We start from the raw sequence: 20,078 nt of genomic DNA on the forward strand, positions 1-20,078 counted from the left end.
CCCCACAAGGGGGAGGGGCTTAACTAGTCGCACCCGCTTTCCAGATCTTTGACGTTTCGGGAGGAGTGAGGCGGGGCCTGAGCTTAGTCCCTCCCTAAAGCTGATCCGATGCTGGCTTATGCTCCACACCAAACGGAAAAGGCCCGGACGAGCCGGGCCTTCCAATACGCAAACGGAGAAATATCAAGCCGCCTGCGTCAGCTCGTCGGCAATGACCGTGTCGAGGTTCAGGAAGCAGACCATGGTCTTTTCGAGCGCGACGATGCCGCGGCAGAAGGCGCGCTGGGCTTCCGGGATGATTTCCGGCGGCGGCTGCAGGTCTTCGCTCTTGATGGTCATCATGTCGGAAACCTGCTCGACCAACAGGCCGACCAGCTTGCCGGCGATATCGGTGACGATGATTGCCGAGCGCTCGGAGGGCTCGGTCATCTTCATGCCGAGGCGGCAGGCCATGTCGATGACGGGGATCACGGCGCCGCGCAGGTTGATGAGACCCAGCACGTAGGGCGGGGTGTGCGGCATCGGCGTCACCGGCGCCCAACCGCGGATTTCGCGGATGGCCATGATGTCGATGCAGAACTCCTGGTCGCCCAGGTGGAACGAAACGATTTCGAGATAGGCGCCCGATTGCTTGATGGCGTTGTTGTTCATGGTCAGAATTCTTCCCAGTTGTCCCCGGCGGGAGAGGCGATGACTTTGGCGGCAGAACCGCCGTTGAATGCGCCCGCGACTTTGCCGATCAGGTTGCGCGCGGGAGATGGTCTCGAATGCGAGGCGGCACTTGCCTCTCGCGGCGTTTGCCGGGCGCTCATGCCCTCGCCGGTCTTGAACTGCTTGACCAGTTGCGTCAGGTTTTCCGCGTCGATGGCGAGCGTATGGCTTGCAGCGTTCGTCTCTTCCACCATGGCCGCGTTCTTCTGCGTGACCTGATCCATCTGGCTGATGGACGTATTGATTTCATTCAGTCCCACTGATTGTTCGCGCGCAGAGGTTACGATTGATTTAACATGTTCGTCGATGCGCAGAACATCTTCGCCGATCTGGCGAAGCGCTTCGCCGGCGGCCGTCACCAGTTCGCCGCCGATCTTCACTTCGTCGCCGGATTTTCCGATCAAGGTCTTGATATCCTTGGCAGCGCCGGCGGCGCGGCCGGCGAGTTCGCGTACTTCCTGGGCAACGACGGCGAAACCCTTGCCGGCTTCGCCGGCGCGTGCTGCCTCGACGCCGGCGTTGAGCGCCAGAAGGTTCGTCTGGAAGGCGATCTCGTCGATGACGTTGATGATCTTGCCGATCTCGCGGGACGCGCCTTCGATTCGCTGCATCGCCGCCATTGCGTCGCCGACGACGATATCCGACTTCGCCGTGTTCTCACGGGTATGGGTGACCATATGGCCGACTTCCTCGGCGCGGTTGGTCGCGTTGCGGACGGTGGCGGTGATCTGGTCGAGGGCGGCTGACGTCTCTTCGAGCGACGCGGCCTGCTGCTCGGTACGCTTGGCGAGGTCGTCGGCGGCAGCGCGCATCTGGCGGCTGTTCGCCTCGATCGAGCTGCTGTTGACGGCGATGTCGCTCATCGCCTTGCGCAGCGTTGCCGTCGTCTGGTTGAAGTCGCGGCGCAGGCGCTCCAGTTCCTCGCGGAAAGGCTGGTCGATCGTAACGGTCACGTCGCCTTCCGACAGGCGGGTAAGGCCGTGGCCGAGGGCGGTGACGGCGGCGTTCAGAGCTTCGGCGTCGGCGAGCTTTGCGGCTTCGCGCTCACGGTGCTCGGCATCGCTGCGCTGCCTGTCGGTCTGGTTCTGCGTCTCGAGGTTACGCTTCTCGATGGCGGCGAGACGGAAACTGTCGGCGGCGCGGGCCATTTCGCCGATCTCGTCGCCGCGGCTCTTTTCGGCAACGTCGCTGGCGAAATCGCCGTTCATGATGCGCTGCATGCTTTCGCGCACGGCGCCGATGCCGCGGCGGATCGAGCCGCCATGGACATATTGCAGAATACCCATGCTGAGGATGGCGAAGATGCCGAGGCCGATCTGGAGAATAAGGGCTTCCCGCGATACGGCATTGGCAAGATCGACATGCTGCTGGGCAAAGACGGTGCCGTCAGCGGCGAGCTTGTCGAGCGTTTTGGTCAGCTCCTCGCCGGCGCCGTCGATCGTGTCGTCGATCTTGTCGAACTCGGCATCGGGCGCACCCTGTTGAACCAGAGCGACGAGATCGACCTGGATCGCCTTGCCCATTGCGGCGACGTCGGCGTCATAGCTTTTCAACAGACCATCGTCATGCATTTCTTCGGCAAGCCGGCGCATTTCCTTCGAGCCGCCGGAAAGGGCGGTGAGCGAATCGCCGATCAGCTTGATGCGCTCCGGCTCCACCGCCTTGTCGTTCTTGTCGACGATGATATCCATGGCGGCCAGCACCATCGTCAGGTTCGCAAGGCGCATGTCGTCGATATGGTTGACGCTCGTCTGGATCTCGCTGGCGCTACGCAGGCTGGCATCGACCCGCATGTTCTCGTACCAGCCGACGCCAAGCATCGTTCCGAAACCGAGGAAGGCCGCGCCACCGAGCGTCCAGAGCCGCTGGCTGACTGACAGGCTCTTGCGCACTGCTGAATTCGTCATGAAAAGACCCCTCCACAAACCGCTCGGGTTTATGTTCTCCTACCCTCATGCGGACGTCCGGGGTTTTTGCCACTCGGCAGACTTCATGTCAGAACGGCTCGATGGAGCCGCACGCATTGCTAAATATAGATATGACGGCTTAAGTCTTTCCTAACGATATGTGCCTTGAGACTGTCTGTTCGCTTCAAAAGCAAATTATTCAAAACACGATGTTTTTCGATCCATGGCAATTTCGACGGGCAGATTTTCCGCTGTGGATGGCCTCTATCAGTGAGACAATCAATCACGGGTCAGAAAACATATTGTTGAATTGCGCGCGTCCGGTCGGGGCTATAATCACGCGGGGCACAAGGGGTGGGCGGCAGATATCCGCCTGGATCGAGGATCATCCAATGAAGACTTTCCGCATCGCCGTCTGGGTCGGTGTCCTGATACTGGCCGGGTTTCTCGGCGGGTTCTCGTACTATCTCAGCAGATCGGGGAATGTAGTGGCGGAGGCTCCCTTCGGCGTGCCCTTTACCCTGGTCTCCCAGACGGGCCAGCCGATCACCGAGCAGGCGTTGCGCGGCAAGCCGACGGCGCTGTTTTTCGGCTTCACCCATTGCCCGGAAGTCTGCCCGACGACGCTTTTCGAGCTGAACGGCTGGATGGAGAAGGTCGATCCGAAGGGCGACAAGCTCCAGGCGTATTTCGTCACCGTCGATCCGGAGCGCGACACGCCCGAGATCATGAACCAGTACGTTTCCAATGTTTCCAAGCGGATCACCGGCATATCAGGTGCGCCTGACAAGGTCGCCGAGGTCATCAAGGGATTCCGCGTCTACGCCAAGAAGGTGCCGGTCGACGAGAAGGATCCGAATGGCGACTATACGATGGATCACACCGCCTCGGTCTTCCTGCTCGATTCGGCCGGGCGGTTTTCAGGAACGATCGCCTATGGCGAAAACCCGGACACGGCGGTAAAGAAGCTGGAGAATCTCGTCAGCAAGGGGTGATGGTTTCAGCGTGATGGGGCGTTGGCCCGACCGGCGGCGGGCAACGGAAACGGGAAAGACCGCCTATCGTGAGTGAAATCCGCCTTTACGTGACGACGACCGAAAGCAAGGCCGAAGAGATTCTCGACCTTCTGAGCACGGTCTTCGGCGAAGAAGACTTTGCCATCGGCACCACCGAGATCGATGAGAAGAAGGATATCTGGGAAGCCTCGATCTATATGATGGCCGAGGACGAGGCCGAAGTGCGTTCCCGCGTCGAGGATGCACTGAAGACCTCTTTCCCCGATGCCCGGTTGGAGCGGGAAGTCATCCCCGAGGTCGACTGGGTGGTGAAATCGCTGGAGGGGCTGAAGCCCGTCAGGGCAGGGCGCTTCCTGGTGCATGGTTCGCATGACCGCGACAAGGTCCGCCCCGGCGATATCGCCATCGAGATCGATGCCGGCCAGGCCTTCGGCACCGGCCATCACGGCACGACTGCCGGCTGCCTCGAAGTGATCGATGCCGTGGTGCGCTCACGCCCGGTCCGCAATGCCCTCGATCTCGGCACCGGAAGCGGCGTGCTGGCGATTGCGGTGCGCAAGCTCAAGAATATTCCGGTGCTGGCGACGGATATCGATCCGGTCGCGACACGGGTGGCGGCCGAGAACGTGCGCCGCAACGGCATCGCGTCGGGCATCGTCACCAGGACCGCGCCGGGCTTTCATTCAACGGCCTTTTCCGAACACGGTCCCTTCGATCTGATCATCGCCAACATTCTCGCCCGCCCGCTGATCCGCATGGCGCCGAAGCTCGCGACGCATCTTGCGCCGGGTGGATCGGTGATTCTTTCGGGCATTCTAGCCGCGCAGCGCTGGAAGGTGATTGCCGCCTATAGCGGCGCACGGCTTCGCCATGTGCGGACCATATGGCGCAATGGCTGGGTGACGATCCACTTCGATCGACCGTAATTTTGCTGGGTTGTTTCTGAGTGGGGTTAGGGCCTTAGCCTACGTCACGCTTGCTTGGGGCACCAGGTTCCTTCCCCGCCCCAATGCTGTGCCTGTCACAGGAATGAGCGAGGAGGGGCTTGCGCTCCATCCCCACGACGCCACGACTCGCACTCTTCCTAAGACAAGAAAAAAGGCGGTGCCGATGGCACCGCCTTGGACCGGTCTATCCGGCCAATGCCCGCGAGCTCAAGGGGAGGAGCGCTCAAGCGGGCTCTACTGCATTCCAATAGGCCGGTCCGGGAGGGAGGAGACGGACGGGCTTTCAGGCTTAGAACGCGTAGCTGAGGGCGCCCTTGTGGCGCGTAGCGCGCTGGCCGGCGCCGAGCAGCTTGAGGCTGTCCTCGTTCTGCGGGCGGCGGGCGCCGATCACGTGACGCACGGTCTGGCGTTCGCCAGCCTGCACCGGGCTGCTATATGCGAAGCGCGAGAGAGAGGCGGTCATTTCAAGAATTCCTTTGTTTCGGGTTCATCGCGAACCGTTCGATGGCGTCTATATAGCTATTCTGAAATGCGGAGGCAGAGGGTTTTGCTCATGGGAGCCATGCGGCCAATGCATAAAGCGTGCCAAATTACGATTTCGTGTCACAGTTCTGTCAAAATGTTGAGCGGCCCCAAGGGTTTCGACTCGTTTCGTCGCTTTTTCTCCCCATCGGTTGAAATTTCGCTAACATGGCAGCTATCCCATTAACCGGATTCGTCTCAACCATTCGGATTTCCAGCATGTTCCAGTCTTTCGAGGTCACTTCCACGCCGCAATTCGGCAGGGATCGTGTATCGGCGTTGCGCGCCGGTTTCGATTCGCTCGGCATCGACGCCTTCCTCGTGCCGCGCGCCGACGAGTTCAACGGTGAATACGTTCCCGCAGGTTCGGAGCGTCTCGCATGGTTGACGGGCTTTACCGGGTCGGCGGGTATTGCGCTGATCCTGCGCACGCAGGCGATCGTTTTCGTTGACGGGCGCTATGTGACGCAGCTTGCCGAACAGGTCGACGGTTCGGTCTTTTCGGGCGGCGATCTTGTCAATGAGCCGCCGCATGTCTGGCTGGCCGCAAACGGCGCCAAGGGCCTGCGGCTCGGCATCGATCCCTGGCTGCATGCGGGTGCCGAGGTGCGTCGTCTGGAAAAGGCGCTTTCGCAGATCGGCGGCACGCTGGTCTTCCTGCCGCACAATCCGCTCGACAGGCTTTGGAGCGACCGGCCGGCCGAGCCGCTCGGCGCGGTCAGCATCCAGAACGTCGCGCAGGCCGGCGTGCTGGCCAGAGAGAAGATCGCGACAGTTGCGGCCGATCTTTCGAAGAAGAACCTCGCTGCGGTGCTGATCGCCGATCCCTCTTCGGTCGCCTGGATCTTCAATATCCGCGGCGCCGACGTGCCGCACACGCCGCATCCGCTGGCGCGCGCCATCATTCATGCCGACGGCCGAGCCGAGCTCTTCCTCGACAAACGCAAGACGGGCATCGAGCCGGAGGCCTATCTCGGGCAGATCTGCACGCAGCTGCCGCCCTCGGCGCTGGAGGAGAGACTCGCTGCCGTTTCCCGGAATGGCGGCCGCGTGCTGATCGACCCCGATATCGCTTCCTATGCACTGGCGGAAATCATCCGCCGGGCGAGCGGCGAAGTGGTGGAGGGCGCCGATCCCGCCAAGCTGCCGCGCGCGGTGAAGAACGACGTCGAGATCAACGGCTCGGCCGCCGCGCATCTGCAGGACGGGGCGGCGATGGTGGAATTCCTCTACTGGCTGTCGCAGGAAAAACCCGGCACGGTGAGCGAGATTGTCGCGGCCGAGCGTCTCGAAGCGGCGCGCGCCCGTGTCGGCCAGAGCATGCAGAACCCGCTGAAGGACATTTCCTTCGACACGATTTCGGGTGCGGGCGAACATGCGGCGATCATGCATTACCGCGTGACGACTGAGACCAACCGGATGATCGAGGCCGGCGAACTCTTCCTGATCGATTCCGGCGCGCAATATATCAACGGCACGACCGACATCACCCGCACGGTCGGCATCGGCAGGGTAACCGAAGAGCATCGGCGCTTCTTCACGCTGGTGTTGAAGGGCATGATCGAGATCAGCACGGCGCGTTTCCCGAAAGGCACGCGCGGCTGCGACCTCGATCCGCTGGCGCGCATCGCGCTGTGGCGGGCAGGCGCCGATTTCGCCCACGGCACGGGCCATGGCGTCGGTTCCTACCTCTCGGTGCATGAGGGCCCGCAGCGCATCTCCAGGCTTTCGACGCAGGAACTGCTGCCCGGCATGATCCTTTCGAACGAGCCGGGCTATTACCGGCCCGGCAGCTTCGGCATTCGCATCGAGAACCTGATCTATGTGCGCGGCGCCGAAGAGATCGAGGGCGGCGATACGGCGATGCTCGGTTTCGAGACGCTGACCTTCTGCCCGATCGACCGCAGCCTCGTCATTCCAGAGCTTCTGACCCATGACCAGCTGCATTGGTTCAACGACTACCACCGCCGCACACGCGAGGCGCTGATGCCGCTGATCCACGATCACGATGTCAGGGCATGGCTCGAAAACGCGACGCTGCCGCTGGAATATTGAGAACGGCGTCGACGCGCCGGCGCTGCAGCCCTCAGGCGCCGATCGTGTGGCGCCAGGTCATCACGACGATCCAGGCGGCGACCAGCATCCATGTATGCGAAACGCGCAGGCCGACGAAGAGGGCGACGATCAGCGCCAGTTTCGATTCCCACCCACCGATGAAGAAGGCGGGGGCGACCAGCGTCGTCAGCACGGCGGCCGGCACGGCATTCAGCGCCGCCTCCATGCGCGGCGGAATGCTCTTCATTCGGGTGATGAGGATGTAGCCGCCGATGCGGGTGGCGAAAGTGGCGACCGCGGCGGCGAAGATGACGAGCGCCATGTGAAGATCGAATTCCATGGCTCAAACCTCGTGCACTTCGGATTGCAGGGCGTCGGCTTCGAGATCCGGCGCTTGCGGCGGCAGCGGCAGCAGGGCGGCAAGCACGATGCCGACGGCGGCGCCGAGGCTGACATGCCAGGGCGAGCCGACATAGCGATAGGCGAGGACTGATGCGACGGCGCTGACGAGCGCCACGGGCAGAAAATTGTCGCGCTTGCGGAAACCAAGGACGATGCCGAGGAAATAGGCCGGCAGCAGGATATCGAGGCCGATCGCCTTGGGATCGCCGATGAAGCCGCCGAGCATGCCGCCCAGGACGCTGATCAGCACCCAGGGAACGTAGATGATGATGCCGAAACCGAAATACCAGGCGAAGCTGACCGGCAGACCCGACTCGCCGCGTTTCACCGCTGCGGCAAATTGCGGATCGACGAGCAGGAAGAAGGTGAAAAATTTCTGGACCGGCGTGAACTGGCCGATATAGCGCGCCATCGCCGCCGAATAGAGCACGTGGCGGAAATTGACGGCGAGGATCGACAGCACGATCAGCCAGGCATGGACATTGTGGCCGAAGAGTTCGATGCCGACCATCTGGCTGGCGCCGGCATAGACGGTGGCGCTCATGAAGGCGGCTTCGGAAAGCGACATGCCGTTTTCGACGGCCAGCGCTCCGAACAGGGCGCCAAAGGGCGCCGATGCCAGCGCAACGGCAAAGCCGCCCCGCAAACCTTCAACAAAGTCGGCGCGATTCATGTGATCTTGTCCGGTTGGAATTCAGGTTTCCCCTTATGGTCTATGGCTTGCAACGGCAATTGAATTTCCTTGATTGACCAATCGATTTCGCTGAACCATCAAACTTCCGAGTGCATTCGGCCAAGAGGAAACCATGAAGAAGATCGAATTTTCCAAGGAGGCGAAGGCGGCGATCGTTTCAAGCATCCGCCGCTATTTCGAGGCGGAGCTCGACCAGCCGATCGGCGTGCTTCCGGCGGAGTTCCTGCTCGATTTCTTCGCGGACGAGATCGGCGCCCATTATTACAATCAGGGTCTTCGCGATGCGCATGCCGCCCTTCTGAGGAAGATGGAGGACCTGGCGGAAGACATCTATCTGTTGGAGCGCGAGGAGAAGAACAAGGGCACTACCGCATAGTTCTACAGCGTTCCCTACGCATCTGAGAAGGAGCACGGCGCTGTCGCCATAGCGGGACGCGGCGGCGCCGCGGCCCGCCAAGATCGCAGAGGATCAGCCCTCGCGCTTCATCCGCTCCCGGCGAGCGATTTCGGCCTCCGAGGGCTGCGCCAGCTCGAACGTGCCTGTCTTGATTGCGCCCGCACGCTCATAGACGCTCATGATGACGCCCGTCGTCGATACGCTATTGGCGGTCAGCTTCAGCGCCTCCGGCTTGGCGCCTTGACCGAAGAGGCGTTTGCCCGGGCCAAGCACGAGCGGGAAGGTCAGAAGCCGGAATTCGTCGATCAGGTCGTGCGCCAACAGGGTCTGCAGCAGGCCGCTGCTGCCCTGCGTCAGGAGGGCGGGACCGTCCTCCTGCTTCAGCCGGGCGATTTCGGCAGCGACGTCGCCACGCAAGGCGATAGAATTCTCCCAGTCGAGCGGTTCCGTGGAGCTGGTCGCGACATATTTGGTCACGGCGTTGAAGACCTGGCCGATCGGATCGTCCTTCTCGACGAAGGGCCAATGCGCGGCAAAAATCTCGTAAGTCCTGCGGCCGAGCAGCAGTTCGAAGGGGTCGGTAAAGATCCCGCCCATGAACTGGCCCATCGGCTCGTCCCAATAATTGACGGTCCAACCGCCAAGCGTGAAGCCGCCGGTCGGATCCTCCTGTGGCGCGCCCGGCGCCTGCATGACGCCATCCAGGCTGACGAAGGCTGCAGCAACAAGCTTTCTCATCTCTCAACTCCCATTGTTGGTGTGTTCAGAGCCAAGGACGGATCGGCTTGCACCGATCCGACATTCGACGCGTGGTTTTTTAGGCGCGATCTGACTTAATCTGACAAGACCTTGGCGCTGTCGATGATCGCGATGCCATGCGCCCGCATCTCCTCGATGGCGGCGGCGACATCTTCGGGCGTGATGCCGCGGCTTGCATCCTCGATGAAGCGCACGCGGACACCAGGCATCATCTCCAGCGCGTCGAGCGCGGAGAATTTGACGCAATAGTCGGTCGCGAGCCCGCAGACGTCGAGGTCGGTGATGCCCTGGTCCTCGAGGAAATCGGAAAGGCCGGTCGAGGCATCGCGGTCATTGTCGCGGAAGGCCGAATAGCTGTCGATATAGGGATGCTCGCCCTTCTGCTGGATCAGATCGATCTCTTCCGATCTGAGCGCAGGATGCAGTTCCGCATCGAGCGTGCCCTGAATGCAGTGGTCGGGCCACATCATCTGCGGCTTGCCGGAGAGTTCACCCATCTCGAAGGGGGCCGCGCCCGGATGGGCGGAGGCGAAGCTGCCGTGACCCGGCGGATGCCAGTCCTGCGAGGCGACGATCAGATCGTATTTGCCGCTGTCGATCAGCCTGTTTGCGACGGGAATCACCTTGTCGCCATCAGGTACCGGCAGATTGCCGCCCGGGCAGAAGCCGTTCTGAATGTCGACGAGCAGCAGCGCTTTCATCAAGCCCAATCCCTTCGCTCTATTGCAGTGTAAGACGCAAAGCACACTCAATGCATCAACTAGTGGATTTCCAGGCGCGGCGGCGCAAGTGTTAATTCTGGTACTAGCGGTAGTAAGTCGTCAAAGTAGAGAGCTCTAATGCAATCATCGCGATAGTTGGCGGCGGCTCTCGTGTTGAAATGGAATGGAGGGAAGGTTCGTGGATAATCTCGGGCTGGATCGAGGCTCCCCCGGCAGAGCCCGGATCTCGGCCGGCTAGATCGCAACCGCGGTGTCGGCTGCGGAATCACCTGCCGCGGCGGAAGCGCCGTAGGTATTGCGGTAGGCCTGAAGCGCCGTCTGCATGTCGCTCAGCACCTTGGTGAGCAGCGGATCGCTATCGCCGGATGTACTGATTTTGCTCGGATCGGCGGCGAGGAATTCCGACTCGGTTAACTTGCCGTCGCCATTCGTATCCATCGCGGCGAAGACACCTTTGGAAGTGTCGTCGCTTTGATCGCTACCGTCGCCCTGATCGTCGCTGTCGTCGGTTTTCTGCATGGACAGCATCAGCGACAGGATGTCGGCGGTGATCTTCTTGACGATGTCGGTACTGCTGTCGTCGCTATCGCCGTCGGTCGCGACCGTGCTTGATGTCGAGGACTGCGATGCGGCGGCGAGCTCGTCCGCCGAAATGACGCCGTCACCGTTCTTGTCCAGGCCTGAAAGCGGAGACTGATACTGTGTCAATGTGCTGCCGAGAGATGAAACACTGGTCACTTGAACCTCCTTCGAAAAGTTCGTCGTGAAGCCCGCCTTTCATGGACGGGCAGTCTCCGGGCTAAGCTGATTTGCGCAAAGCGTCAAAGCGACGTTTTGACAGGGAAGAAGGTGCGATTGACGGCGTGGGGCAACGCACGTTAACCTTTCGGTTACCAAAGCTGTTTCATTGAAATGATTGGCGTTTTTAGCGGCCGACGGGTTCGGGCGAGCGAAAGTCCATCTCTGCGAGCGCACGCGATGGCGCCATCGCGGCTTGCTGGAGGGGCGATGGACGGTCCGCCGGGGCTCCCGCCGCTGCGGCATTTCGTCCGGCTTCCCGGAGCGCGATGGCAGATCGATCTTGCTCAGGACTGCGATTTCTGCCTTTCTTGCCGTCAGCTGCAAGCCGGAACCGAAGCCATGTCCGAAGCGGACCCCGACGAAAAGATCGATGCGACCTTCCGCAACGGATCGCTGACGGCGACCGGGATCATCCTCGGTTTCTCCCTCAATTTCATCAGTCTCTGGGTATCCAATCCGAATGACTGGAGCCGCATCGATCTTCTGCCGATGTCGTTCCTGACGGTCGGCATCGCCATTCAGGTGAAGGTGTTTGCCGATCTTCTGGCGCGGGACTCACTGGTGGCTGTCAAATATGACCGGGCTCGCCGGCTTTTCCTGATCGGATTGTCGATCGTCGCCACCGGGATGGGAATTGCCCTGATGAACGATATTCTCGGGCTTGGAAGCATGCGGATGCTCGGCTGAAGGTGCTGACGCAAGGTCAGACGCGTTCGACGAACCCGTCCAGCACCCGCTTCTGTCCGGCCCGGTCGAACTCGATCGTCAGCTTGTTACCTTCGATGCCGGTGATGTTGCCGTTGCCGAATTTTAGATGGAACACGCGATCGCCGAGGGTGAATCGCGACGGTTCCGACGAGGTCGATTTCGCCACCAGCTCGCCGTCGATCGTGCGCCCTTTCGGACCGCTTTCGCCATAGCCGATGCGTTCGACGGCGTGGCCGGAGCGGGTGCCCCAATTGTCGCGGGTGGCGTCGGTCTTGTTGGCCTGGGCGCGTTTCCAGCCTGGGGTGGAATAGGAATTGGCGAAGGGCTCGGCCTTGTCGAAGCGGGACTGGCCGTAGCCGCCGCGGCCGTAACCGCCATAGCTCTGCTCCATTTCGGCGACCTCGACATGGGTTTCCGGCAGTTCGTCGAGGAAACGCGAGGGCAGGGTCGACTGCCAGAGACCGTGGATGCGGCGGTTGGAGACGAACCAGATATGGCAGCGGTGCTTGGCGCGGGTGATGCCGACATAGGCAAGGCGGCGTTCCTCCTCCAGGCCGGCGCGGCCGCTCTCATCCAGCGAGCGCTGGTGCGGGAAGAGGCCTTCCTCCCAGCCGGGCAGGAAGACGGTGTCGAATTCCAGGCCCTTGGCCGAGTGCAGCGTCATGATCGAGACGGCGTCGAGGTTCTCGTTGGTCTCGGCATCCATGACGAGGGAGACATGTTCAAGGAAGCCGCGCATCGACTCGAAGCTCTCCATCGAGCGGATCAGTTCCTTAAGGTTCTCAAGGCGGCCGGGAGCTTCGGCGCTTTTGTCGTTCTTCCACATGTCGGTATAGCCGGACTCTTCGAGGATCTGCTCGGCAAGTTCGGTATGCGGTGTGTTTTCAAGCAGTTCCTGCCATCGGCGGAAAGATTGAATCACGTCGAAGAGGGCTTTTCGCGCCTTCGGTTTCAGCTCGTCGGTCTCGATGATGTCGGCCGCTGCCGCAAGCATCGGGATGTCGCGAGCGCGCGCGTAGTCGTGCAGCGCACGCACCGTCGTATCGCCGAGGCCACGCTTTGGCGTATTGATGATGCGCTCGAAGGCGAGGTCATCGGAGGCTTGAGCGACCAGGCGGAAATAGGCCATGGCATCGCGGATTTCCAGGCGCTCGTAGAAGCGCGGGCCGCCGATGACGCGGTAATTGAGGCCGAGGGTGACGAAGCGGTCTTCGAATTCGCGCATCTGGAAGGAGGCGCGCACGAGGATCGCCATGTCGTTTAAGAGATGCTTGCTGCGCTGGAGCTGCTCGATCTCCTCACCGATGGCGCGGGCTTCCTCCTCCGAATCCCAGGAGGCGTGGACCTGAACCTTGACGTCGTCCGGATCGGAGCGGTCGGTGAACAGCGTCTTGCCGAGCCGGCCTTCATTATGGGCGATCAGATGCGCCGCGGCGCCGAGAATATGTTCGGTCGAGCGGTAATTGCGCTCGAGCTTGATCACCTTGGCGCCGGGGAAATCCTTCTCGAAGCGCAGGATATTGTCGACCTCCGCGCCGCGCCAGCCGTAGATCGACTGATCGTCGTCGCCGACGCAGCAGACATTCTGCGGCTCGCCCTTGGCGCGCTGGGCGAGGAGCCTCAACCACATATACTGGGCGGTGTTGGTGTCCTGGTACTCGTCGACCAGGATATAGCGGAAGCGGCCGTGATATTCCTTCAGGAGATCCGGATTCTTGCGGAAGATCGCGATCGGATGCATCAGCAGATCGCCGAAGTCGCAGGCGTTCAGCGTCGTCAGGCGATTCTGATAGGCAAAATAGAGATCGCGGCCGCGGCCATTGGCAAAGGCGCGGGCGTCGCCCTCGGGAATATCGGCAGGCCCGAGGCCTTTATTCTTCCAGGTGTCGATCATGCCGGCGAACTGCTTGGCCGGCCAGCGCTTGTCGTCGAGGCCTTCGGCCTGGATCAGCTGCTTGATCAGGCGGACGACGTCGTCGGTATCGAGAATGGTGAAATCGGAGCGCAGGCCGACGAGCTCGCCGTGGCGGCGCAGCAGCTTGACGCCGATCGAGTGGAAGGTGCCGAGCCAGGGCATGCCTTCGACGGCGCCGCCGACGAGCAGCGCAATGCGCTCCTTCATCTCGCGGGCGGCCTTGTTGGTGAAGGTGACGGCGAGGATCTGCGAGGGGAAGGCGCGGCCGGTGTTGAGAATATGGGCAATGCGGGTGGTGAGCACCCGTGTCTTGCCGGTGCCGGCGCCGGCGAGCACGAGGACCGGGCCCTCCAGCGTTTCGACGGCATCTGTCTGCTCAGGATTCAGCCCGGCAAGATAATCCGGCCGCTTGCCGCCGTCGCGGGCCGCCATGGCGCGCGCGGCGAGGCCTCCAGCTGCAATGCTCCCTGTTGCAGGCGCCTTTCCCAACGAAGCCTGAGGCGGCTGCGGCTTGCGCGCCATCTCGCCCGGCTCTTCATCAAAGAAGGGAATATCGTCGAAACTATTGCTCATGGCGCGTAATGTAGTGATTCGGGAAGGAAAGACCAGAAAAGATGTTCTGCTTTCATTCCCAAGTGGCCGCTATCCCAAGCGGGATGCTCTGGGCACTAAGGGCGCCGCGAGCGCGGCTGCGATCGCCATGCCGGCGAACCGGGCGAAAAAATTCAGATCGCAGCCTGTCGGAAGCGATGCCGGCGCGACGTCCTTGAAGCATCGGGCTTCGATCATCGGACGGGGTCCGGATCAATACTCGTCAACAAGGAGGCCGTTTCATGCCGAAGGTCGTTTCAAATCTCTGGTTCGCCGAGCAAGCGCGCGAAGCCGTCGAATTCTACACATCCGTTATCCCCGACTCCCGGATCGGCCGCATCACTATATTGCCGGCGGAAACGCCGAGCGGGCCTCCCGGCAGCGTCGAGCTGATCGAGTTCACGCTCGGCGACCAGGCCTTCCTGGCGATGAAAGCCGGGCCGCTCGATAGCTTCAACCATTCCTTCTCGATCGCGATTCTCCTGGAAAGCCAGGCCGAGATCGATCGGATATGGGAGGCATTCCTCGCCAATGGCGGCACGCCGGAGGCCTGCGGCTGGCTGAAGGATCGCTGGGGCCTTTCCTGGCAGATCGTGCCGCGCATGCTTTCCGAGATGGTCGCCGATAGCGACCGCGAGCGGGCGAGGCGCGTGACCGAGGTGATGCTCGGCATGATCAAGATCGATATCGCCGCGCTGGAAAAGGCGTTCAACGGCTGAGTCGCGCCGGTGGCATATCGTTACGAAAAACGGGCGCATGGCTGTGATGCGCCCGTCTTTATCATGTCAGGCGCGGATGGGTATGCGCTGTCCAGCATCGACTTTGCGCAGATTGGCTGCCAAGCGTCGATTTTTCCAGGGCTCGAATCACGGGCGACATTGCACACCCTTTTCATCTTTCTGTCACGTCGCGAAATGTGCTGATACCGCAAAAGCCCTTTTCTCAACTACAATAAGAAACAGTTTCGTAGAGTAAAAAAATAACCGGTGCATGCACGTTTTTGTGCATTGCCAGAAACAGCCGGTGAGCGTGGAATATACCTGCGAAACTATTGATTCTTAGGAATGTCGTGGCCATCTCCTTTGGTATGACGACCTAGAGCCTGTGGCAGTAACCTTGAATGGAGGGCCCATGCTGAGCGAATCCGTATTTGATGCGTTCACCCGCAGTTATGATGCGCGCCGCGAGACCGATATGTCGATCGCGGAGTATCTCGACCTTTGTAAAAAAGAACCGCTTGCCTATGCCAATGCGACCGAGCGGCTGCTCGCCGCGATAGGCGAGCCGCAGATGGTCGATACCGCCAGGGACGCGCGCCTCGGCCGGATTTTCATGAACCGGACCATCCGGATCTATCCAGCCTTTGCCGGCTTCCACGGCATGGAAGAGACAATCGAACGCATCGTTTCCTTCTTCCGGCACGCAGCCCAGGGGCTCGAAGAGCGCAAGCAGATCCTCTATCTGCTCGGCCCGGTCGGCGGCGGCAAGTCATCGCTGGCGGAGCGGCTAAAGCTGCTGATGGAGGTTCATCCGATCTACGTGCTGAAGGCCGGTGACGAGATCAGCCCCGTTTTCGAAAGTCCGCTCAACCTCTTCGACCCCGACACGATGGGATCGCTCCTGCAGGAGCAATACGGCATTCCCCTGCGTCGCCTGAACGGACTGATGAGCCCGTGGTGCCTGAAGCGACTCGACGATTTCGGCGGCGATATCTCCCGCTTCCGCGTCGTCAGAGTTCAGCCTTCGCGGCTGCGCCAGATCGCCATCGCCAAGACCGAGCCTGGGGACGAGAACAATCAGGATATCTCGTCGCTGGTCGGCAAGGTCGATATCCGCAAGCTGGAGACCTATTCCCAGAACGATCCCGACGCCTACAGCTATTCGGGCGGCCTCAACCGCGCCAATCAGGGCGTGCTCGAATTCGTCGAGATGTTCAAGGCGCCGATCAAGATGCTGCATCCGCTGCTGACGGCGACGCAGGAGGGGAACTATATCGGCTCCGAGAATATCGGCGCCATACCGTTCTCCGGCATCGTTCTTGCGCATTCGAACGAGGCGGAATGGCAGACCTTCAAGGCCAACAAGAACAACGAAGCGTTCATCGACCGTATTTGCGTCATCAAGGTGCCCTATTGTCTGCGCGTGACGGAAGAGCAGAAGATCTACGAGAAGCTGATCGAGGGATCCGAACTCGCCGATGCGCCATGCGCCCCGGCGACGCTCGAAATGCTGGCCCGTTTCTCCGTGCTTTCACGCCTGCGCAAGCATGAGAATTCGACGTATTTCTCGAAGATGCGCACATATGACGGCGAAAGCCTGAAGGAGACGGATCCGCGCGCCCGCAGTGTCCAGGAATATCGGGATGCCGCCGGCATCGACGAGGGCATGGACGGCATATCGACCCGCTTCGCCTTCAAGGTGCTCGCCTCCACCTTCAATCACGACACCACGGATATCGGCGCCGATCCGGTTCATCTGATGTATGTGCTGGAGCAGTCGATCCGCCGCGAGCAGTTTTCCGACGATGTCGAGAAGCGCTATCTGGAATTCATCAAGGCCGATCTTGCGCCGCGTTACGCAGAGTTCATTGGAAATGAAATCCAGAAGGCCTATCTTGAATCCTATGCGGACTACGGACAGAACCTGTTCGACCGCTACGTGGACTATGCCGATGCCTGGATCGAAGATGTGGACTTCAAGGATCCCGATACTGGCCAGCTTCTCGACCGCGAGCTCCTCAACCAGGAACTGACGAAGATCGAAAAGCCGGCGGGAATCGCCAATCCGAAGGATTTCCGCAACGAAATCGTCAAGTTCTGCTTGAGATCGCGGGCAGCCAACGGCGGAAAGAATCCGTCATGGACGAGCTACGAGAAAATCCGGGAAGTCATCGAAAAGCGAATGTTCTCGCAGGTCGAAGATCTTTTGCCGGTCATTTCCTTCGGATCGAAGAAGGATTCCGAAACGGAAAAGAAGCACAGCGAATTCGTCTCGCGCATGGCCGCGCGAGGTTACACCGAGAGGCAGGTTCGACGCCTTGTGGAATGGTACATGCGCGTCAAACAGGCAAGTTAATGCGGAGCCATTATGCACATTGTCGACCGGCGGCTGAATCCGCGCGGTAAAAGTCTGGAAAATCGGCAGCGGTTCCTTCGACGCATGAAGGGCGCCGTGCAGCAGGCGGTCAAACGTTCTCTGCAAAACCGCAACATTCGCGATGTGCTCGACGGCGGGGAAATCAGCCTGCCGATCGATGGGATGGCCGAACCGAACTTGCGAAGGGGCGACGGCGGCATCCGCGATCATATCCTGCCTGGAAACAGGGCCTTCGTCGAAGGCGACATTCTCCCGCGCCCGCCGGGGAGCAGGGGCGGAAAACCCAAGGATGCGGGCGAAGGCGACGGCGAGGACGGCTTCCGTTTCGTGCTGACGCGCGAGGAATTCCTCGATGTGTTCCTGGACGATCTGGAACTGCCCGACCTTGCCAAGCGGCGCCTGGCCGAAACCGAGGAGGAAACGCCCTTCCGTGCCGGCTATTCCGTGTCGGGATCGCCGTCCAACATCGCCGTCGGCCGCACGACCAGGCTCGCGATGATGCGCCGTGTCGCGCTTGGCCGTCCGCGCCGCGAAGAAATCGAAGCCCTGCAGCGGCAGATCGAGGAATGCGAGGACGACGAGAGCCGCCTGACGCTTGAGGCAAAACTCAAATCCCTGACGGAAAAAAGCCGGCGCATTCCCTATATCGATCCGCTCGACGTGCGGTATCGCCGCTTCGAAAACGAGCCGAAGCCTGTGGCGAAGGCCGTGATGTTCTGCCTGATGGACGTCTCCGGCTCGATGTCGGAACACATGAAGGACCTGGCGAAGCGTTTCTATCTGCTGCTCTACCTCTTCCTGTCGAAGCGTTACAAGAAAGTGGAGATCGTCTTCATCCGCCATACCGACAAGGCCGAGGAAGTCGACGAGGAAACCTTCTTTTATGGCCCGGCAACGGGCGGCACGCTGGTCTCCAGCGCGCTGGCGGCAATGCGGGCGATCATCGCGGCGCGTTTCGATCCGGCAGAATGGAATATCTATGGCGCCCAGGCCTCGGATGGCGACAATGCCCATTCGGACGGGAACCTGAGCGGGCAGCTGCTGCGCGAGATTTTGCCGCTGTGCCAGTATTTCGCCTATATCGAGGTTGGCGAAGAGGGCGGCGACTCCTCCGTATCCCGCTCACCGCTTTGGATGCTCTATGACGGGATCCGTTCCGAGCTGCAGCCGCTTTCGATGCGCAAGGTCTGCCGGCGAAACGAAATATTCCCGGTTTTCCACGATCTCTTCCAGAAACGTGACGCACAGTCGAAGGTAACGCCATGACCATGACGATGAGGCCACGAGAGCGGCTATTGTTCGAGGGGGCCGACTGGGACTTTTCAACACTCCAGCGCATCCACGACGCCTGCGAGGACATCGCGCTTAACGAACTCGGCCTCGACGTCTATCCGAACCAAATCGAAGTCATCACCTCCGAGCAGATGCTGGATGCCTATTCCTCAACCGGCATGCCGCTCTTTTACCGCCATTGGTCCTTCGGCAAACACTTCGCGCATCACGAAACTTTCTATCGCCGGGGGATGCGCGATCTTGCTTATGAGATCGTCATCAACAGCTCTCCCTGCATCTCCTACCTGATGGAAGAGAACACGGCGACGATGCAGACGCTCGTCACCGCGCATGCGGCCTTCGGCCACAACCATTTCTTCAAGAACAATTATCTCTTCAAGCTCTGGACCGATGCGGAGGGCATCCTCGATTACCTTGATTTCGCCAAGGGTTATATCACGCGCTGCGAGGAGCGTTACGGCGAGACGGCCGTCGAGCGCACGCTCGATGCAGCCCATGCGCTGATGTCGCACGGGGTGCATCGATACGCGGGCAAGACCACCATCGATCTTCGCCAGGAGGAGAAGCGGCAGCAGGAGCGCCGCGCCCACGAGGAACAGATGTTCAACGACCTGTGGCGCACGGTTCCCGTCGGCAAGGCCAAAAAGGCGAGCGACAGCGGCCTGGATAAGCGCCGCGCCGCCCTCGGTCTTCCGCAGGACAACATCCTTTACTTTCTCGAGAAAACGGCGCCGCGGCTGCAGCCGTGGCAGCGCGAGATCCTTCGCATCGTCCGCCACGTCGCGCAATATTTTCATCCGCAGCGCCAGACCAAGGTGATGAACGAGGGAACCGCCACCTTCGTCCACTACCAGATCATGAACCGGCTTCACGAGCGAGGGCAGATCAGCGACGGAAACTTCCTGGAATTCCTGAAGTCGCACGCCAATGTGGTGTTCCAGCCGAGTTATGACGACCGGCGGTTCTCGGGATTCAACCCCTATGCGCTTGGTTTTGCGATGATGCAGGATATCGAGAGGATCGTCACGGCGCCGACGGAAGAGGACCGCGCATGGTTTCCCGATATCGCCGGACGAGGCGATGCGATGGCGGTGTTGCGCGACATCTGGGCCAACTACCGGGACGAGAGCTTCATCAGCCAGTTCCTGAGCCCGAACCTGATCCGGCAGTTGCGGTTGTTCCATCTCTACGACGATCCGGAACAGACCGAGGGGATACTGGTTTCGGCGATCCACAATGAGCGCGGATATTTGCGCATCCGCCGCCAGCTCTCCCGCGAATACGATATCGGCTGGACCGACCCGGCAATCGATATCGTCGATGTCGACCTCGCCGGCGACCGCCGCCTGTTGCTGCAGCACATCGTCGTGAATGGCTGCTACCTTCAGGAAAATGACACGAAACTCGTCCTGCAGCATCTCGCCGATCTCTGGGGCTACGACGTCTTGCTTCAGGAAATCGACAGCTCCAGCACGGTGGCGAGAGAACACACGGCGAGCCCGCGCAAAATCGTTCAATAATCAGCCGTTATGCTGACGGGCG

The 20,078-nt window shown here is 60.9% G+C and carries 18 protein-coding genes; 9 read left to right on the top strand and 9 right to left on the bottom strand.

Annotation, left to right across the window (positions count from 1 at the left end; translation table 11 throughout):
• Positions 1-183 precede the first annotated feature (183 nt).
• Both ACMUVN_RS02135 and ACMUVN_RS02140 read right to left on the bottom strand, forming a co-directional pair.
• Positions 184-651 (bottom strand): chemotaxis protein CheW, encoded by a 468-nt coding sequence (locus ACMUVN_RS02135; protein ID WP_017965084.1) that lies wholly within the window; start codon positions 649-651, stop codon positions 184-186.
• A gap of 2 nt (positions 652-653) precedes the next feature.
• Positions 654-2,618, bottom strand: coding sequence for a methyl-accepting chemotaxis protein (locus ACMUVN_RS02140; protein ID WP_414814859.1), 1,965 nt, complete (start codon positions 2,616-2,618; stop codon positions 654-656).
• 392 nt (positions 2,619-3,010) lie between these two features.
• Between ACMUVN_RS02140 and ACMUVN_RS02145 the strand changes: the two genes are divergently transcribed.
• Entirely contained in the window at positions 3,011-3,613 is a 603-nt protein-coding gene (locus ACMUVN_RS02145; RefSeq protein WP_047610910.1) for an SCO family protein, read from the top strand.
• A gap of 68 nt (positions 3,614-3,681) precedes the next feature.
• Positions 3,682-4,560: a 50S ribosomal protein L11 methyltransferase gene (locus ACMUVN_RS02150; RefSeq protein ID WP_047610908.1), complete on the top strand. Its 879-nt coding sequence runs from the start codon at positions 3,682-3,684 to the stop codon at positions 4,558-4,560.
• A gap of 310 nt (positions 4,561-4,870) precedes the next feature.
• On the opposite strand, the gene ACMUVN_RS02155 is transcribed toward ACMUVN_RS02150, so the two are convergent.
• Positions 4,871-5,044, bottom strand: coding sequence for a hypothetical protein (locus ACMUVN_RS02155; RefSeq protein ID WP_012758267.1), 174 nt, complete (start codon positions 5,042-5,044; stop codon positions 4,871-4,873).
• 278 nt (positions 5,045-5,322) lie between these two features.
• Between ACMUVN_RS02155 and ACMUVN_RS02160 the strand changes: the two genes are divergently transcribed.
• Complete coding sequence (locus ACMUVN_RS02160) at positions 5,323-7,158, top strand: aminopeptidase P family protein (RefSeq protein ID WP_063474602.1); 1,836 nt, start codon at positions 5,323-5,325, stop codon at positions 7,156-7,158.
• A 31-nt stretch (positions 7,159-7,189) separates the two neighbouring features.
• Here the strand turns inward: ACMUVN_RS02160 and ACMUVN_RS02165 are convergent, their stop codons facing one another.
• Both ACMUVN_RS02165 and ACMUVN_RS02170 read right to left on the bottom strand, forming a co-directional pair.
• A complete protein-coding gene (locus ACMUVN_RS02165; protein WP_047610903.1) occupies positions 7,190-7,498 on the bottom strand; it encodes an AzlD family protein in 309 nt (102 codons plus the stop codon).
• A gap of 3 nt (positions 7,499-7,501) precedes the next feature.
• Positions 7,502-8,233, bottom strand: coding sequence for an AzlC family ABC transporter permease (locus ACMUVN_RS02170; protein ID WP_063474603.1), 732 nt, complete (start codon positions 8,231-8,233; stop codon positions 7,502-7,504).
• A 133-nt stretch (positions 8,234-8,366) separates the two neighbouring features.
• On the opposite strand from ACMUVN_RS02170, the gene ACMUVN_RS02175 reads away from it, so the two are divergent.
• The gene (locus ACMUVN_RS02175) at positions 8,367-8,630 is read left to right on the top strand and encodes a DUF2164 domain-containing protein (protein WP_047610898.1); all 264 of its coding nucleotides are present in this window, start codon (positions 8,367-8,369) and stop codon (positions 8,628-8,630) included.
• 93 nt (positions 8,631-8,723) lie between these two features.
• Here the strand turns inward: ACMUVN_RS02175 and ACMUVN_RS02180 are convergent, their stop codons facing one another.
• The 3 genes from ACMUVN_RS02180 to ACMUVN_RS02190 form a co-directional block, all read right to left on the bottom strand.
• Positions 8,724-9,389, bottom strand: coding sequence for a dihydrofolate reductase family protein (locus ACMUVN_RS02180; RefSeq protein WP_047610896.1), 666 nt, complete (start codon positions 9,387-9,389; stop codon positions 8,724-8,726).
• Between the two features lie 95 nt (positions 9,390-9,484).
• Positions 9,485-10,111 carry a bifunctional nicotinamidase/pyrazinamidase gene (gene pncA, locus ACMUVN_RS02185; RefSeq protein ID WP_414814860.1) on the bottom strand — a complete coding sequence of 209 codons (627 nt, stop codon included), beginning with the start codon at positions 10,109-10,111 and terminating at the stop codon, positions 9,485-9,487.
• Positions 10,112-10,366: 255 nt separating this feature from the next.
• The gene (locus tag ACMUVN_RS02190) at positions 10,367-10,870 is read right to left on the bottom strand and encodes an EF-hand domain-containing protein (RefSeq protein ID WP_047610893.1); all 504 of its coding nucleotides are present in this window, start codon (positions 10,868-10,870) and stop codon (positions 10,367-10,369) included.
• A 402-nt stretch (positions 10,871-11,272) separates the two neighbouring features.
• Between ACMUVN_RS02190 and ACMUVN_RS02195 the strand changes: the two genes are divergently transcribed.
• Complete coding sequence (locus tag ACMUVN_RS02195) at positions 11,273-11,620, top strand: membrane protein (RefSeq protein ID WP_047611758.1); 348 nt, start codon at positions 11,273-11,275, stop codon at positions 11,618-11,620.
• A 16-nt stretch (positions 11,621-11,636) separates the two neighbouring features.
• Here ACMUVN_RS02195 and ACMUVN_RS02200 read toward each other — a convergent pair whose 3' ends face one another.
• The gene (locus tag ACMUVN_RS02200) at positions 11,637-14,129 is read right to left on the bottom strand and encodes an ATP-dependent helicase (protein ID WP_183903145.1); all 2,493 of its coding nucleotides are present in this window, start codon (positions 14,127-14,129) and stop codon (positions 11,637-11,639) included.
• Positions 14,130-14,389: 260 nt separating this feature from the next.
• On the opposite strand from ACMUVN_RS02200, the gene ACMUVN_RS02205 reads away from it, so the two are divergent.
• The 4 genes from ACMUVN_RS02205 to ACMUVN_RS02220 all read left to right on the top strand — a co-directional run bounded on the left by ACMUVN_RS02205 (position 14,390) and on the right by ACMUVN_RS02220 (position 20,056).
• Positions 14,390-14,866 (top strand): VOC family protein, encoded by a 477-nt coding sequence (locus ACMUVN_RS02205; RefSeq protein WP_047610889.1) that lies wholly within the window; start codon positions 14,390-14,392, stop codon positions 14,864-14,866.
• 412 nt (positions 14,867-15,278) lie between these two features.
• Positions 15,279-17,222, top strand: a complete 1,944-nt coding sequence (locus ACMUVN_RS02210; RefSeq protein ID WP_047610888.1) for a PrkA family serine protein kinase — start codon at positions 15,279-15,281, stop codon at positions 17,220-17,222.
• 12 nt (positions 17,223-17,234) lie between these two features.
• Complete coding sequence (locus tag ACMUVN_RS02215; protein WP_047610886.1) at positions 17,235-18,509, top strand: YeaH/YhbH family protein; 1,275 nt, start codon at positions 17,235-17,237, stop codon at positions 18,507-18,509.
• The gene (locus tag ACMUVN_RS02220; protein WP_047610884.1) at positions 18,506-20,056 is read left to right on the top strand and encodes a SpoVR family protein; all 1,551 of its coding nucleotides are present in this window, start codon (positions 18,506-18,508) and stop codon (positions 20,054-20,056) included. Before ACMUVN_RS02215 ends, ACMUVN_RS02220 begins: the two co-directional genes overlap by 4 nt.
• Positions 20,057-20,078: the final 22 nt, after the last annotated feature.

The sequence above is a fragment of the Rhizobium sp. IY2 genome (assembly GCF_047532935.1).
In the GTDB taxonomy this organism is placed as follows: domain Bacteria; phylum Pseudomonadota; class Alphaproteobacteria; order Rhizobiales; family Rhizobiaceae; genus Rhizobium; species Rhizobium anhuiense.

Excerpts from the sequence above, each read along its gene's own strand:
- ACMUVN_RS02140 (WP_414814859.1), bottom strand. The coding sequence starts at position 2,618 with ATGACGAATTCAGCAGTGCGCAAGAGCCTGTCAGTCAGCCAGCGGCTC.
- ACMUVN_RS02155 (WP_012758267.1), bottom strand. The coding sequence starts at position 5,044 with ATGACCGCCTCTCTCTCGCGCTTCGCATATAGCAGCCCGGTGCAGGCT.
- ACMUVN_RS02170 (WP_063474603.1), bottom strand. The coding sequence starts at position 8,233 with ATGAATCGCGCCGACTTTGTTGAAGGTTTGCGGGGCGGCTTTGCCGTT.
- ACMUVN_RS02175 (WP_047610898.1), top strand. The coding sequence starts at position 8,367 with ATGAAGAAGATCGAATTTTCCAAGGAGGCGAAGGCGGCGATCGTTTCA.
- ACMUVN_RS02180 (WP_047610896.1), bottom strand. The coding sequence starts at position 9,389 with ATGAGAAAGCTTGTTGCTGCAGCCTTCGTCAGCCTGGATGGCGTCATG.
- pncA (WP_414814860.1), bottom strand. The coding sequence starts at position 10,111 with ATGAAAGCGCTGCTGCTCGTCGACATTCAGAACGGCTTCTGCCCGGGC.
- ACMUVN_RS02165 (WP_047610903.1), bottom strand. The coding sequence starts at position 7,498 with ATGGAATTCGATCTTCACATGGCGCTCGTCATCTTCGCCGCCGCGGTC.
- ACMUVN_RS02135 (WP_017965084.1), bottom strand. The coding sequence starts at position 651 with ATGAACAACAACGCCATCAAGCAATCGGGCGCCTATCTCGAAATCGTT.
- ACMUVN_RS02145 (WP_047610910.1), top strand. The coding sequence starts at position 3,011 with ATGAAGACTTTCCGCATCGCCGTCTGGGTCGGTGTCCTGATACTGGCC.
- ACMUVN_RS02210 (WP_047610888.1), top strand. The coding sequence starts at position 15,279 with ATGCTGAGCGAATCCGTATTTGATGCGTTCACCCGCAGTTATGATGCG.
- ACMUVN_RS02215 (WP_047610886.1), top strand. The coding sequence starts at position 17,235 with ATGCACATTGTCGACCGGCGGCTGAATCCGCGCGGTAAAAGTCTGGAA.
- ACMUVN_RS02160 (WP_063474602.1), top strand. The coding sequence starts at position 5,323 with ATGTTCCAGTCTTTCGAGGTCACTTCCACGCCGCAATTCGGCAGGGAT.
- ACMUVN_RS02195 (WP_047611758.1), top strand. The coding sequence starts at position 11,273 with ATGTCCGAAGCGGACCCCGACGAAAAGATCGATGCGACCTTCCGCAAC.
- ACMUVN_RS02205 (WP_047610889.1), top strand. The coding sequence starts at position 14,390 with ATGCCGAAGGTCGTTTCAAATCTCTGGTTCGCCGAGCAAGCGCGCGAA.
- ACMUVN_RS02200 (WP_183903145.1), bottom strand. The coding sequence starts at position 14,129 with ATGAGCAATAGTTTCGACGATATTCCCTTCTTTGATGAAGAGCCGGGC.
- ACMUVN_RS02220 (WP_047610884.1), top strand. The coding sequence starts at position 18,506 with ATGACCATGACGATGAGGCCACGAGAGCGGCTATTGTTCGAGGGGGCC.